12 protein-coding genes are annotated in these 13,299 nt (G+C 61.8%); 11 read left to right on the forward strand and 1 reads right to left on the reverse strand.

From position 1 onward, the window contains the following. The first annotated feature begins 57 nt into the window (after positions 1 to 57). From ACTIEN_RS12050 to ACTIEN_RS12070, 5 genes are all read left to right on the forward strand, one after another. A complete protein-coding gene (locus tag ACTIEN_RS12050; protein ID WP_439523388.1) occupies positions 58 to 1,047 on the forward strand; it encodes a tripartite tricarboxylate transporter substrate binding protein in 990 nt (329 codons plus the stop codon). Between the two features lie 122 nt (positions 1,048 to 1,169). Further along, positions 1,170 to 1,658 carry a tripartite tricarboxylate transporter TctB family protein gene (locus ACTIEN_RS12055; protein ID WP_439523389.1) on the forward strand — a complete coding sequence of 163 codons (489 nt, stop codon included), beginning with the start codon at positions 1,170 to 1,172 and terminating at the stop codon, positions 1,656 to 1,658. 15 nt (positions 1,659 to 1,673) lie between these two features. Beyond that, the gene (locus ACTIEN_RS12060; protein WP_439523390.1) at positions 1,674 to 3,191 is read left to right on the forward strand and encodes a tripartite tricarboxylate transporter permease; all 1,518 of its coding nucleotides are present in this window, start codon (positions 1,674 to 1,676) and stop codon (positions 3,189 to 3,191) included. Positions 3,192 to 3,223: 32 nt separating this feature from the next. After that, positions 3,224 to 4,753 carry an acyl--CoA ligase gene (locus ACTIEN_RS12065; protein ID WP_439523391.1) on the forward strand — a complete coding sequence of 510 codons (1,530 nt, stop codon included), beginning with the start codon at positions 3,224 to 3,226 and terminating at the stop codon, positions 4,751 to 4,753. A gap of 117 nt (positions 4,754 to 4,870) precedes the next feature. Next, positions 4,871 to 5,851 (forward strand): 2-dehydropantoate 2-reductase, encoded by a 981-nt coding sequence (locus ACTIEN_RS12070; protein WP_439523392.1) that lies wholly within the window; start codon positions 4,871 to 4,873, stop codon positions 5,849 to 5,851. On the opposite strand, the gene ACTIEN_RS12075 is transcribed toward ACTIEN_RS12070, so the two are convergent. Further along, positions 5,842 to 6,183 (reverse strand): RidA family protein, encoded by a 342-nt coding sequence (locus ACTIEN_RS12075; protein WP_439523393.1) that lies wholly within the window; start codon positions 6,181 to 6,183, stop codon positions 5,842 to 5,844. The two genes, ACTIEN_RS12070 and ACTIEN_RS12075, sit on opposite strands and share 10 nt — an antisense overlap. A 90-nt stretch (positions 6,184 to 6,273) precedes the next feature. Between ACTIEN_RS12075 and ACTIEN_RS12080 the strand changes: the two genes are divergently transcribed. The 6 genes from ACTIEN_RS12080 (at position 6,274) to ACTIEN_RS12105 (ending at position 13,298) form a co-directional block, all read left to right on the forward strand. Then, positions 6,274 to 8,055: an IlvD/Edd family dehydratase gene (locus ACTIEN_RS12080; RefSeq protein WP_439523394.1), complete on the forward strand. Its 1,782-nt coding sequence runs from the start codon at positions 6,274 to 6,276 to the stop codon at positions 8,053 to 8,055. Between the two features lie 81 nt (positions 8,056 to 8,136). Continuing rightward, positions 8,137 to 8,868 carry an SDR family oxidoreductase gene (locus ACTIEN_RS12085; protein WP_439523395.1) on the forward strand — a complete coding sequence of 244 codons (732 nt, stop codon included), beginning with the start codon at positions 8,137 to 8,139 and terminating at the stop codon, positions 8,866 to 8,868. 65 nt (positions 8,869 to 8,933) lie between these two features. Further along, positions 8,934 to 9,968: a TRAP transporter substrate-binding protein gene (locus ACTIEN_RS12090; protein WP_439523396.1), complete on the forward strand. Its 1,035-nt coding sequence runs from the start codon at positions 8,934 to 8,936 to the stop codon at positions 9,966 to 9,968. A gap of 60 nt (positions 9,969 to 10,028) precedes the next feature. Continuing rightward, complete coding sequence (locus tag ACTIEN_RS12095) at positions 10,029 to 10,613, forward strand: TRAP transporter small permease (protein WP_439523397.1); 585 nt, start codon at positions 10,029 to 10,031, stop codon at positions 10,611 to 10,613. Further along, on the forward strand, positions 10,610 to 12,106 hold the full coding sequence (locus ACTIEN_RS12100) for a TRAP transporter large permease (RefSeq protein WP_439523398.1): 1,497 nt from the start codon (positions 10,610 to 10,612) through the stop codon (positions 12,104 to 12,106). Before ACTIEN_RS12095 ends, ACTIEN_RS12100 begins: the two co-directional genes overlap by 4 nt. Before the next feature lie 160 nt (positions 12,107 to 12,266). After that, positions 12,267 to 13,298, forward strand: a complete 1,032-nt coding sequence (locus ACTIEN_RS12105) for an efflux RND transporter periplasmic adaptor subunit (protein ID WP_439523399.1) — start codon at positions 12,267 to 12,269, stop codon at positions 13,296 to 13,298. The last annotated feature ends 1 nt before the right edge of the window (position 13,299 follow it).

The following is a 13,299-nucleotide window of genomic DNA, read 5'->3' on the forward strand; positions in this document are numbered from 1 at the left end:
AGGAGTGGCGGCAATAGCGGCTGACGGGAGCGGGCTTTTTGATCGGGAGGATATTACATGATCTACAAAATGACGCGCCGTGCGGCCCTTGCCGGAGTTGCCGCGATCGCCATGGTCGCTACCGGAGCGACATCCGCTTTGGCCGAAGGCTGGAAGCCGCAGAAGCCCATCGAAATGGTCATCATGGCCGGTCAGGGTGGCGGCGCGGATCGCCTCGCCCGCCTGTTCCAGTCAATCATCCAGAAAGAAGGCCTTGCGTCGATGCCGGTGCTGCCGGTGAACAAAGGTGGCGGATCGGGTGCCGAGGCGCTGCGCTACCTCAAGGACAACGAGGGCGACGCGCACAAGATCATGGCGACGCTGAACAGCTATTACACCACGCCGCTGCGCACCGATATCGGTGTCGATATCGAAGAGTTTCAGCCGATTGCCCGCATGGCGCTTGATACGTTTGTACTTTGGGTGAACGCGGACAGCGATATCCAGACGCTGGATGATTTCGTCGCGGCGGTCAAAGCGTCGGATGGTGAGTGGAAGATGGGCGGCACCGGCACCGGGCAGGAAGACAGCCTTGTGACCGCGATGCTGGAAAAGGAATTCGACATCAAGGTGACATATGTGCCCTTCGGTGGTGGCGGTGACGTGGCCAAGAACGTGGTTGGCGGGCACATCGATTCCTCTGTGAACAATCCCTCCGAAGCGCTGGGGTTCTACCAGGCGGGCAAGATGCGCCCGATCATGGCGATGACTCCCAACCGGCTCGACGTGTTCCCCGACACGCCGACCGCGACAGAGCTTGGTCATGACATCGTCTACTGGATGCAGCGGTCTTTCGTGGCGCCCAAGGGCATGCCGGCGGAGGCGGTCGCCTATTACACAGAGATGTTCCGCAAGCTGTCGGATTCCGAGGAGTGGCAGACCTACACCAAGGACAAGGCACTGATGGCAGATTTCATGGCCGGGGACGCGCTTCAGGCGTATTTCCTCGAAGAGCGTGAAAAACATGCGGCGATCCTTGCCGACATGGAAGGCGACGGGTCCTCCTGAGCCAAAGTCTTTGCTTGCCGGAGGCAGGCATCCGGCCGGGGTGTGAACCGCCCCGGCCGATTTGGTGACCGGGCTCACCTGTCCGACGCAGATAAATCTACAAGACCACCGGGGAGTTCGGGATGCTAGTCGCAGACAGAGTGATCGCCATCGCCATCATGGCCATGTCCGCCTATTTCATGTGGCACGCCACAGCCTTGCCCATCGGCTGGAACGGCATGACGGGTGGGCCGGGGGGCGGCGCGTTTCCATTCTGGCTGTCGCTGATCATGTTGCTGTCTGCCGGGGGTGTCCTGGCGCGCAGCCTGATGCAAGGCCCGTCGTCGCAGCATTTCTTCGACAGCCAGATGTTGCGAAAGGTGATGATGGTCGTGGTGTCGATCTTCGTCACAATCGCGCTGATCCCCGTTGTGGGGGCCTATGTGGCGCTGCCGTTGTTCATCTTCTGGTATTTGCGCATCTATGGCGGTCATGGGTGGGTGCTGACTTGTAGCCTGACCCTAGGCACGCCGGTGTTCCTGTTCTTCTTTTTCGAAGTGACGCTGAAGATCCTGTTGCCCAAAGGGCTGACAGAACCCTTGTTTTTCCCGCTTTACGCAATGTTCTTCTGATCGGGGTCCGGGACTATGGATACGCTTGCCTTACTCGCGGACGGTTTCGCGACGTCGCTGTCGCCGCTCAACCTGATGATCGTGATTCTTGGGGTGACAGCCGGGCTTTTCATCGGTGCGATGCCGGGGCTTGGGTCGGTCAACGGGGTCGCCATTGTGCTGCCGCTGACCTTCATCGTGCCGCCAAGTTCGGCGATCATCCTGCTTTGCGCGATTTACTACGGCGCTATGTATGGCGGGGCAATTTCGTCGATCCTTCTGGGCATTCCCGGTGCCTCGACTGCCGTCGCGACCACGTTCGACGGGCGACCAATGGCGCAACAGGGCAAGGCAGGGCTGGCACTGATCGCGGCGGCGGTTGCGTCGTTTGTCGGGGGTACGATCTCGGTCCTGTTGTTCACGCTGTTCGCCGTGCCGCTTGCCGATCTGGCGCTGGCCTTTGGTCCGGCCGAAGAGTTCGCGCTGGTCCTGATGGCGTTCACGACCTTTGTGGGGCTAGGCGGCGATGACAAGCTGAAGACGATCATCATGATCTGTCTGGGGCTGGTGCTGAGCACCGTCGGTCTTGACCTGATTTCCGGCCAGCCGCGCCTGATTTTCGGCGATATGCCGGGGTTTTATTCCGGGGTCAGCTTTCTTGTGTTGGCCATCGGCGTCTACGGCATCGGCGAGATCCTCTACACGATCGAATCCTCGCGCACCGCGCCGCAGGTCACACCGGCCAAGATCACGCTGCGCGATCTGGGCGATGGCATCCGCACCATGAACAAGATGTGGCGCACCATGAGCCTCGGGTCGTTCCTTGGCTTCTTCGTGGGCATGTTGCCTGCTGCCGGGGCGACACCTGCCGCACTGATGGCCTACGGAATCGCACGGTCCACATCGAAAGACCCCAAGAGCTTTGGCAAGGGCAATATCGAAGGTGTTGCTGCACCGGAAACGGCGAACAACGCCGCCTCGACCGGGTCGCTGCTGCCGATGCTGACGTTGGGCATTCCCGGATCGCCCACCACCGCGCTGCTGCTGGGCGGGATGGTGATGTGGGGGCTGATGCCGGGGCCGATGCTGTTCATCGAGCAGCCGGATTTCGTCTGGGGGCTGATTTCATCGCTTTACACCGCCAACTTTGCCGCTGTGGCAATCAACATCGCGCTGATCCCGTTGTTTGTCTGGGCGCTGCGGATGCCGTTCACGGTGCTCTGTGCGCTGGTGATCGTGCTGTGCATCGTGGGCGGATTCGCCCCGAGCCAGAAAATGCACGATGTCTGGCTGATCGCGGGCTTTGGTGTCGCCGGATACCTGCTGCGCAAGGCGGATTACCCGCTGGCCCCTCTGGTTCTGGCGCTGGTGCTTGGGCCGCTGATGGAAAAGAGCTTCCGTCAGACGCTGATTTCCGAGCAGGGCAACGTGCTTGCGTTCATCGAACGGCCGCTCTCGGGAACGTTTATTGTCATTGCAGCACTTTTCTTTGTGCTTCCTTTGGTTAAGTATCTGCGCAAAGGCGGACGGCGGAGCGTCGCTGCGGCGGAATAAACTGAATTTCTGACGACAAAAGGGGACAGGGCATGGCACCAAACGTCAAGGCACTGCTGGAGGGACACGCGTCCGATGCAAAGGCATTTGGGGCACCGGGACGAGACTGGCTCAGCTATGGCGGGCTGCGCGATCTGTCAGCCGAGGTCAGCGCCAGCTTGCGCGGCTTCGGGATCGGGCCGAGCGACCGGGTGGCCATCGTGCTGGCGAACGGGCCGGAAATGGCGTCAGCCTTTGTGACGATTGCACAAGCGGCGACCACGGCACCTCTGAACCCGGCGTATCGTGAGGACGAATATACCTTCTACCTCGAAGACCTGGGCGCCAAGGCGATTGTACTGGCGGATGGCTATGACGGACCGGCCCTGGCTGCGGCGCAGTCCCTGGGTCTGATGGTGTTGCGCACGGTTGTGGCAGACGGCGCTGCGGCAGGAGCGTTTACCTTGGCTGCCGATGGCGCCACAGGTGAGGCGCTGCCAGCGAGCGATCCGACCGATGGCGATGTGGCGCTGATCCTGCACACCTCGGGCACCACGTCACGGCCCAAGATCGTGCCGCTGTTGCAGACCAATGTTGCGGCGTCGGCGCATAACATTGCGGCGTCACTGAACCTGTCGTCAGAGGATCGCTGCCTGAACGTGATGCCGCTGTTTCACATTCACGGGTTACTTGCCGCTGTATCGGCGTCCTTGTCCGTCGGCGCGTCGATCTGGTGCGCACCGGGCTTTGACGCGCTGCGGTTCTTCGGCTGGATGCGCGATGCGCAACCGACTTGGTACACCGCCGTGCCGACCATGCACCAGGCGATCCTGAGCCGCGCCAAACGCAACGCCGATGTGATCGAAGAGGTGCCCTTGCGGTTCCTGCGGTCGTCCTCGGCAAGCTTGCCCGGGCAGGTCATGGAAGCGCTGCGCGAGACCTTCAACGCGCCGGTGATCGAGGCCTATGGCATGACCGAAGCGGCGCACCAGATGTGCTGCAACCCGTTCGACCGGCAAAAGCCGGGTGCGGTGGGTGTGGCCGCCGGCCCCGAAGTGCGCGTGGCACATGAGACCGAGAACACTCTGATCGACGGCACCGGCGAAGTGGTGATTTCGGGCCCGAACGTGACACCGGGCTATGAAAGCAACCCCGACGCCAACGCCAAGAACTTCTTTGACGCCGATGGCAAGCGCTGGTTCCGCACTGGCGATCAGGGCGCGTTCGATGCGGACGGTTTCCTGCACCTGACGGGACGATTGAAGGAAATCATCAATCGTGGCGGCGAAAAGGTGTCGCCGCTGGAGGTGGATGGCGTGCTTCTGGATCACCCGGGCGTTGCGCAAGTGGTGACGTTTGCCCTGCCGCATCCCAAGCTGGGCGAAGAGGTGGCGGCGGCGGTGGTTCTGACCGAAGGGTCCGAAGTGACCGAGCGCGAGATCCGCGATTTCGCCGCTGAGCGGATGGCCGATTTCAAGGTGCCGCGCAAGGTGATCATCCTTGACGAGATCCCGAAAGGGGCCACGGGCAAGATGCAGCGGATCGGTCTGGCGGAGAAGCTGGGGCTGGTTGAGCCGGTCTGAGCTTGAGCTGTGATGGAGCGCCGGGTGGCTTGTTTGGGAGCCTCCGGCGGGAGTTTATTTGGCAAGATGAAGGAGGAGCGGTTCGCGGCATACCAGCGGATCGTTTTGGGGTGAGCGATGAAGATTTGCGTATTCGGAGCAGGCGCCATTGGCGGCTATATGGGTGTGAAGCTGGCGCAGGCCGGGGCGGATGTAAGCCTTGTGGCGCGCGGTCCGCATCTGGCGGCGATGAAATCCAATGGGCTGAAGCTGATCGAAGAGGGTGGTGAAGAGACGGTTGTGTCCGTGACCGCGTCGGACAATCCGGCGGATCTGGGTGTTCAGGATTACATCATCGTCACGCTCAAGGCGCATTCTGTGCCGCCCATCGTGGACAAGATGGCGCCGCTGATCGGGCCGAACACGACCATCGTGTCGGGCGTCAATGGCGTGCCGTGGTGGTATTTCCACAAGATCGGTGGGGAGCATGAAGGCACGCGGCTTGAGAGCGTGGACCCGGGCAATGCGCAATGGGACGGGTTTGGTCCGGACCGGGTGCTGGGCTGTGTCGTCTATCCGGCGGCGGAGGTGATCGAGCCGGGTGTGGTCAAGCATATCGAGGGCAACCGCTTTTCGCTGGGGGAACCTGACGGATCGAAATCGGAGCGGGCCACCGCGCTGTCGCAGGCGCTGTCCTCGGCGGGGCTCAAGGCACCGGTGCGGCCGCGGTTGCGGGATGAAATCTGGGTGAAGCTGTGGGGGAACCTGTCGTTCAATCCGATCTCGGCGCTGACCCATGCGACGCTGGATGTGCTCTGTACCGATCCCGGCACACGGGCGGTGGCCAAAGGCATGATGCTCGAGGCGCAGGAGATTGCCGAGGCGCTCGGCGTGAAGTTCCCGATCGATGTGGAGCGGCGCATTGATGGCGGGGCGGCTGTTGGCGCGCACCGGACGTCGATGTTGCAGGATCTGGATCAGGGCCGCCCGATGGAAATCGACGCGCTGGTGGGATCGGTGCAGGAATTGGGCCGCGTTGTTGGTGTGCCAACACCGACAATCGATACGGTGCTGGCGCTGGTGCAGTTGCGGGCGCGGACGGCCGGGCTTTATGCGTAAGCGGCGGTCACGATCACTTCGACCTTGAGGTCGGGGCGGGCCAGTCTGGCCTCCCCGCAAGCGCGGACGGGGGCGTGGCCTTCGGGCACCCAGGCATCCCAGACCGCGTTCATCTCGGCGAAATCCGCCATGTCGGCCACCCAGATGATAGCTTGCAGGATCTGGTCGCGGGACGATCCGGCCTGTGTGAGCAGCGCATCGACGCGGGCGAGACAGTCTTGCGTCTGTTCGGTCACGCTGTCGCCTGCGCCGACCTGACCGCAGAGGTAGACGGTGCCGTTGTGTTTGACGATCTTGCTCATGCGTTGGGCGGTTTCGTGGCGTTCGATCATGAGTCTTCTCCTGGTCATTGTTTGCGCTGACACTTGCTGTTGGCGCGCGGATTGTCCAGAACGCTTGGGACAGATGAGGGGAGAGATCAGATGTCCGACACGCGCGCGAACAAACGGTTCCGGTCACAGGAATGGTTCGACAACCCGAACAATCCGGGGATGACCGCGCTGTACCTGGAGCGCTATCAGAACCAGTCGTTCACTCAGGGCGAGTTGCAGGCAGAGAAGCCCATTATCGGGATTGCAAATACCGGGTCGGACCTTGCGCCCTGCAACAAGATCCATGTGTTCCTGATGGACCGGATCAAGGCGGGTATCCGTGATGGTGGGGGCATTCCGATGGAATTCCCGGTGCATCCGATTCAGGAGACCGGCAAGCGCCCGACGGCGGCGTTGGACCGGAACCTTGCCTATCTCAGCCTTGTCGAGGTGTTGCACGGATATCCCATTGACGGCGTTGTGCTGACCACGGGCTGCGACAAGACCACGCCGGCGCAGCTCATGGGGGCGGCGACGATGGATGTTCCGGCGATTGCGCTGAATGGCGGGCCGATGCTGGATGGCTGGTACAAGGGCAAGCGCGCGGGGTCCGGCACGACGATCTGGGAAGGGCGGCGGCTGATGGCGCGGGGCGAGATCGGCTACGAGGAATTCATGGAACTGGCCTGTGCGTCCTCCCCGTCCTTGGGGCATTGCAACACGATGGGCACAGCCAGCACGATGAACGCGATGGCCGAGGCGCTGGGCATGTCCTTACCCGGCAATTCGGCGATCCCGGCCCCGTTCCGGGAGCGCATGGCGATGGCCTACGAGACTGGCAAGCGCTGCGTGCAGATGGTGCTGGACGATCTGAAGCCGTCGGACATTCTGACGCGGGAGGCGTTCGAGAATGCGATTGTGGTCAATGCCGCGATCGGCGGATCGACCAACGCGCCGCCGCATTTGCAGGCGATTGCGCGTCATGCCGGGGTTGCGCTGGACGTGACCGATTGGGAGAAAATCGGGTTTGACGTGCCCTTGATGGTGAACATGCAGCCTGCGGGCGAATACCTGGGCGAGAGTTTCTATCGCGCCGGGGGTGTGCCTGCGGTGATGGGCGAGTTGCGCAAGGCGGGGCGGTTGCACGAGGGGGTGATGACTGCCTCGGGGCAGAGCCTTGGAGATGTGCTGGCGCAATGGGAGAGCCTTGATCGGGATGTGATCACGACCCATGACGCGCCGCTGCGCGACAAGGCGGGGTTCAAGGTGTTATCCGGCAACCTTTTCGATAGCGCCTTGATGAAGACCTCTGTCATTTCGCCGGATTTCCGCAAACGGTTCCTGTCGAAACCCGGCGCGGAAGGTGTGTTCGAGGCGCGCGCCATCGTGTTTGAAGGGCCGGAGGATTATCACGACCGGATCAATGATCCCGAGTTGGGCATCGACGAGGAAAGTATCCTGTTCATCCGCAACGTGGGCTGTGTTGGATACCCCGGATCAGCCGAAGTGGTAAACATGCAGCCACCCGACGCGCTGGTGCGCGCGGGGGTCAATCACTTGCCGACAGTGGGTGATGGGCGGCAATCGGGCACGTCGGAAAGCCCGTCGATCCTGAACGCGTCCCCCGAGGCGGTTGTGGGGGGTGGTCTGGCCTATTTGCAGACCGGGGACCGGGTGCGGCTGGACCTGAACGCCTCGACGCTGAATGCGTTGGTGGCGGACGCGGAGTGGGAGGCGCGCAAGGCGGCGTGGCGTGCGCCCGAAATCGTCAACCAGACGCCTTGGGAAGAGATCTATCGCCGCCATGTCGGGCAATTGGCGGAAGGTGGGTGCCTTGAGCTGGCGACGGCGTATCAGCGGATCGCCAAAGATTTACCGCGGGACAATCACTGAGGGGGTCTGGGGGCGCTGCCCCCGTCGCCCGATGGGCGACTCCCCCGGAGTTTATGGGCAAGATGAAACAGGAGCAGTGTCATGCGACAGACGATCATCATTACGGGGGCTGGAAGCGGGATCGGCAAAGCCAGTGCTGAGGCGTTTCTGGAGGCGGGTTGGCAGGTCGGGTTGATCGGACGGCGGGCGGAGCCGCTGGAGGAAATCGCGGCGGGGGTGGACACTGCGCTGGTCTTGCCCTGCGACGTGACCGACGAGGCCGAGGTTGCGACGGCGTTCGATACGGTGATCGACCGTTGGGGACGCTTGGATGCGCTGTTCAACAATGCGGGTATCGCCGTGCTTGGCGCGCCGATCAACGAGATTCCGCTGGCTGATTGGCGGCGCTGTATCGACATCAACCTGACGGGCAGTTTCATCTGTGCGCAGGCCGCTTTTGCGCGGATGCGGGCGCAGACCCCGCAGGGTGGGCGGATCATCAACAATGGGTCGATCTCGGCCCAAGTGCCGCGTTGGGGATCGGCGCCCTATACGGCGTCCAAACACGCGATCACCGGACTGACGCGGTCGATCTCGCTTGATGGGCGGCCGTTCAACATCGCTTGCGGGCAGATCGACATCGGCAATGCCGAGACCGAGATTGTCCACGGGTTGCGCAAACAGGCGGAAGATGCGGGCACTCCGGTAGAGCCTGTCATGGATGTGGCACATGCCGCGTCGTCGGTTTTGCACATGGCCGACCTGCCGCTCGATGCCAATGTGCAGTTCATGACGGTGATGGCGACGACCATGCCTTATATCGGGCGCGGCTAGATTTTCCTTGGATTCGGCGCGGCCTTCGTGCGTTTATGCCGATAGACAACAGGGAGGAATGAACCATGATCAAGCGCGCCTTTCTCAAGCTCGCTGGAACAACCGCACTGGCACTGACGCTGGGCACCGGCGCGTTTGCGCAAGAGGTCACGCTGCGGATGCACCAGTTCTTGCCGGCACAGGCCAATGTGCCCAAGAACGTGCTGGTGCCCTGGGCCGACCGGGTGATGGAAGCGTCGGGAGGGCGGATCGAGATCCAGCATTTCCCGTCGATGCAGCTTGGCGGCACGCCTCCTCAGTTGATTGATCAGGCGATTGACGGCGTGGCCGACATCATCTGGACCGTGGCGGGGTACACGCCGGGCCGTTTCCCGCGTGCCGAGGTGTTCGAACTGCCGTTCACCATGACCGATGCGGGCGATATGTCGGCGGCCTATTGGGAGCTGGTCGAAGAGCAGATGCTGGATCAGGACTTTGCCGATTTCAAAGTGCTGGGCGTCTGGGTGCATGGCCCTGGTGTGATCCATTCCGCCGATCCGATCACGACGCCGGGCGACCTTAACGGGGTCAAGTTGCGCGCGCCGACGCGGGTGACGAACAAGCTTTTCACCAACCTAGGGGCGACGACGGTGGGCATGCCGGTTCCGGCGATCCCCGAAGCGCTGTCCAAGGGTGTCGTCGATGCGACGGTGATCCCGTGGGAAGTCACAGGTGCGCTCAAGGTGGCGGAGCTGGTCGAGAACCACACCGAGTTCGAGGGCAACGCAATCTACACCACCACGTTCATCTTTGCGATGAACAAGGAAAAGTATGAGAGCCTGCCGGATGACCTCAAGGCGGCGATCGATGGGCAGTCGGGTGCGGAGTTCAGCCGCATGGCCGGCACGCAGATGCAGGCGGATGACACCCCGTCGCGCGAAGCGGCGCTGGATATGGGCAACAACCTGATCAGCATTTCGGAGGCCGATGCCGGTCCGTGGCGCGAGGCGGCTGCGGCGACCACCGATGAATGGATCGCCGAGATGGATGAAAAGGGCATCGACGGAAATGCCCTCATCGCGCGTGCGAATGAGCTTTTGGAAAAGCACAACACGCAGTAAAGCGTGGTGGGCCGTCCGGATGGGATCCGGGCGGCGCACCAAGGCAGGGGGCAGAGCGGCATGACAACGGCGATTGAGCGCCTCGCGCGGACGATGGCCATTCTTGGCGGTCTTGTCCTGACGGGTCTGGTTCTGCTGACCTGCGTGTCGGTTCTGGGCCGCGGGCTCAATTCCATGGGCCATAGCGACTGGCTTACGGCGCTGTCTCAAAGCTTTGCCGAGGGATTGATCGCGTCGGGCGTGGGGCCGGTGACGGGCGATTTCGAACTGGTCGAGGCAGGCATCGCGTTTTCGATCTTTGCCTTTTTGCCGATCTGTCAGCTTTACGCCGGTCATGCGACGGTCGACGTCTTCACGTCGCGCCTGTCGGAGTCGATCAATGGCTGGCTGATCGCGTTCTGGGACGTTGTTCTGACGCTGATTATCTGGCTGATTACATGGCGGCTATGTGCCGGGTTGCTGGACAAGTACGGCAATGGCGAAACTACGTTCCTGCTGCAATTCCCGATCTGGTGGGCGTATGCTGCAAGTTTCGTCGCCGCTTTTGTGGCCTCGGTGACGGCGCTTTATTGTTCGGTCGGGCGGGTGACCTTTGCCGCGACCGGGCGGTCTATCTTGCCGGCGTCGGGGGCTGACGCGACATGAGCATGCTGGAGCTGGGCATCTGGTCCTTTCCGGTCCTGTTGGTGCTGATCTTTCTGCGCGCGCCGATCGGGCTGGCGATGCTGCTTTGCGGGATTGGCGGGCTTTGGTTGGCGCTGGGCAGCCCGGACGTGGTGCTGGCGCGGCTGAAGTCCGAGACATATTCAACGTTTTCCAGCTATTCGCTGTCGATTATTCCGATTTTCTTGTTAATGGGGCAGTTCGCGACCCTGTCGGGGATGTCGCAGGCGCTGTTCAAGGCTGCGGAGTCCTGGCTGGGGCACCGCAAGGGCGGCGTTGCGATGGCGTCGGTCGGGGCCTGTGCCGGGTTCGGGGCGATCTGCGGATCGTCGCTGGCCACTGCCGCCACGATGAGCCGGGTGGCGCTGCCGGAACTGCGGCGCAACGGCTATTCCGGCGGATTCTCGACCGCGACATTGGCTGCGGGCGGCACGCTGGGCATCCTGATCCCTCCGTCGGTGATCCTTGTGATTTACGCGATCCTGACCGAACAGAACATCGCCAAGCTGTTTCTCGCGGCATTCATTCCGGGGGTACTTGCCGCCCTTGGGTATATCTTAACGATTTCGCTTTACGTCCGACGACATCCAGAGGCGGCAGGACATCGGGACCCTGTGCCGTTTGCGGATCGGTGGCGCGCGCTTTTTGACGTGTGGCCTGTCTTGCTGGTCTTCGGACTGGTTGTTGGAGGGATATATGCAGGTTGGTTCACGCCAACGGAAGGTGCTGCCGTGGGCGCGGCAGGGACAGGGCTGATCGCGCTGGTGTCGGGGAACCTCGGCTGGGACGTGTTCAAGCAGAGCATCATCCAGACGGCTGTCAGCACCGCGATGATCTTTTTCATCGTGCTGGGGGCTGCGTTCTACAACGGGTTCCTGGCGCTGACGCAGGTGCCGCAGGAATTGTCGAACTGGGTCGTAGACATGGGGCTGGGCCCTTTCATGGTGCTATCGCTGATCCTGCTCTTCTACCTTGTCTTTGGTTGCCTGATGGACAGCCTGTCGATGATCCTGCTGACCATCCCGATCTTCTTCCCGGTGATTTCGGTCATGGATTTCGGCTTTGTCGATCTGGCGGTGATGCAGGCGGATGCCGCGCGCGAGGTTCTGAAGACGGGTATTCCCGAAGGCATGACGCAGGACATGCTGGGGTCGATCAATGCCGCAATCGCGGGCGGGATCGAACTGACCCGCGAGCAGATGCAGGCGCTGGACATTCGCGTGACCCAGGGCATGGCGAACCGGATCGAAGCCGAATGGGTGGCGATCTGGTTCGGCATCCTCGTGCTGATCGTGGTCGAGGTTGGGCTGATCACGCCGCCGGTGGGGATGAACCTGTTCATCATCAATTCGATGGACCGTGACACACCGATGATGGAGACTTACAAGGCGGTGATCTGGTTCGTGACCTCGGACATCCTGCGGGTGATCCTGCTGGTGCTGTTCCCGGCGATCACGCTGTTCTGGCTGTATTGACAAGAGATCTGCGCAATTATGCACAGTGAATTCTGTCATGTGCGCGAAATTTGATCTGGCAAAGTGAACCGATCAGTTTAGATAGGGGGCACATAAGGAAGGAACGCCGCCGAGCATTGGCCATTCTTCCAATAGCCCTGAGTCAACCTGGAGTTTTCCCATGCACCGCCTGTTTGTTGTCTTGTTGCTGCTTGTCAGCCCGGTGATGTCCGTGGCGCAGGATATGCGTTTGGCCAAGATTATCGAAGTGCAATCGGCGGATGGTGCGGTGACGCGGCAGTTTTTCGGGCATGTCGTCGCGAAAGAGACGGTTGATCTCGCGTTTCAGGTGGGTGGTCAGATCATCCAGATCCCGCTGATCGAAGGTGAACGTATTCTTGAGGGGACGACGGTTGCGCAACTGGATCTGGAACCTTTCGAACTGGCGCTGGATCGGGCGCGGGTGCAAGAGGATCAGGCCCAACGCACGGTCGAGCGGTTGCAAAAGCTTCAGGGCAGCACCGTGAGCCAGGTGACCGTCGATGATGCGGAAACGTCGCTGCAACTTGCCGCGATCGCGGTGCGCAATGCCGAACGGGAACTCAAGAACGCCACGCTGCATGCACCGTTCGATGCGCTGGTGGCATCGCGGAACGTCGCGAATTTTGCAACCATCAGCGCGGGAACGCCGGTTGCACGGCTGCATGACATGTCCGATCTGAGGATTGAAATCGAAGTGCCGGAAGTCCTGTTTCAGCGCGCCGGTCGGGATCCGAGCATGGAACTTTCGGCGCAGTTTCCAACCATCGACAAGCGATACCCGGTGACCCCGCGCGAATTCAATGCCGAGACGTCGCAGGTTGGGCAGACCTATCAGATCACGTTGGGAATGACGCCTCCAGAGGACCAGACAATCCTGCCGGGGTCGTCCGTCACGGTCTATGCGACGCTGAATGGCGGGACGTCGGACATCATCATCCCGGCGTCGGCAGTGAACACCAGCAATGACGGCAGCCCCAACGTGATGGTGTTCACACCCACCGGCGCGGATGAAGGCACTGTCGCCCGCCGCCCGGTGACGGTCGAGCCGACCATTCGCGGCAATGTGCGCGTGACCGAAGGCCTTGAACCGGGGGAAGAAATCGTCGCCAGCGGGGCCAGCCAACTGAATGACGGGGACCGCGTAAAGCGGTTCGCCGGGTTCACGAACTGAG

Origin of the sequence: Marivita sp. (genome assembly GCF_051859345.1) — a bacterium.
Lineage (GTDB): Bacteria > Pseudomonadota > Alphaproteobacteria > Rhodobacterales > Rhodobacteraceae > Marivita.

What these genes read in the sequence shown, in the direction of transcription:
- ACTIEN_RS12050 (WP_439523388.1), top strand. Translation starts at nt 58, where the DNA reads ATGATCTACAAAATGACGCGCCGTGCGGCCCTTGCCGGAGTTGCCGCG.
- ACTIEN_RS12055 (WP_439523389.1), top strand. Translation starts at nt 1,170, where the DNA reads ATGCTAGTCGCAGACAGAGTGATCGCCATCGCCATCATGGCCATGTCC.
- ACTIEN_RS12060 (WP_439523390.1), top strand. Translation starts at nt 1,674, where the DNA reads ATGGATACGCTTGCCTTACTCGCGGACGGTTTCGCGACGTCGCTGTCG.
- ACTIEN_RS12065 (WP_439523391.1), top strand. Translation starts at nt 3,224, where the DNA reads ATGGCACCAAACGTCAAGGCACTGCTGGAGGGACACGCGTCCGATGCA.
- ACTIEN_RS12070 (WP_439523392.1), top strand. Translation starts at nt 4,871, where the DNA reads ATGAAGATTTGCGTATTCGGAGCAGGCGCCATTGGCGGCTATATGGGT.
- ACTIEN_RS12075 (WP_439523393.1), bottom strand. Translation starts at nt 6,183, where the DNA reads ATGATCGAACGCCACGAAACCGCCCAACGCATGAGCAAGATCGTCAAA.
- ACTIEN_RS12080 (WP_439523394.1), top strand. Translation starts at nt 6,274, where the DNA reads ATGTCCGACACGCGCGCGAACAAACGGTTCCGGTCACAGGAATGGTTC.
- ACTIEN_RS12085 (WP_439523395.1), top strand. Translation starts at nt 8,137, where the DNA reads ATGCGACAGACGATCATCATTACGGGGGCTGGAAGCGGGATCGGCAAA.
- ACTIEN_RS12090 (WP_439523396.1), top strand. Translation starts at nt 8,934, where the DNA reads ATGATCAAGCGCGCCTTTCTCAAGCTCGCTGGAACAACCGCACTGGCA.
- ACTIEN_RS12095 (WP_439523397.1), top strand. Translation starts at nt 10,029, where the DNA reads ATGACAACGGCGATTGAGCGCCTCGCGCGGACGATGGCCATTCTTGGC.
- ACTIEN_RS12100 (WP_439523398.1), top strand. Translation starts at nt 10,610, where the DNA reads ATGAGCATGCTGGAGCTGGGCATCTGGTCCTTTCCGGTCCTGTTGGTG.
- ACTIEN_RS12105 (WP_439523399.1), top strand. Translation starts at nt 12,267, where the DNA reads ATGCACCGCCTGTTTGTTGTCTTGTTGCTGCTTGTCAGCCCGGTGATG.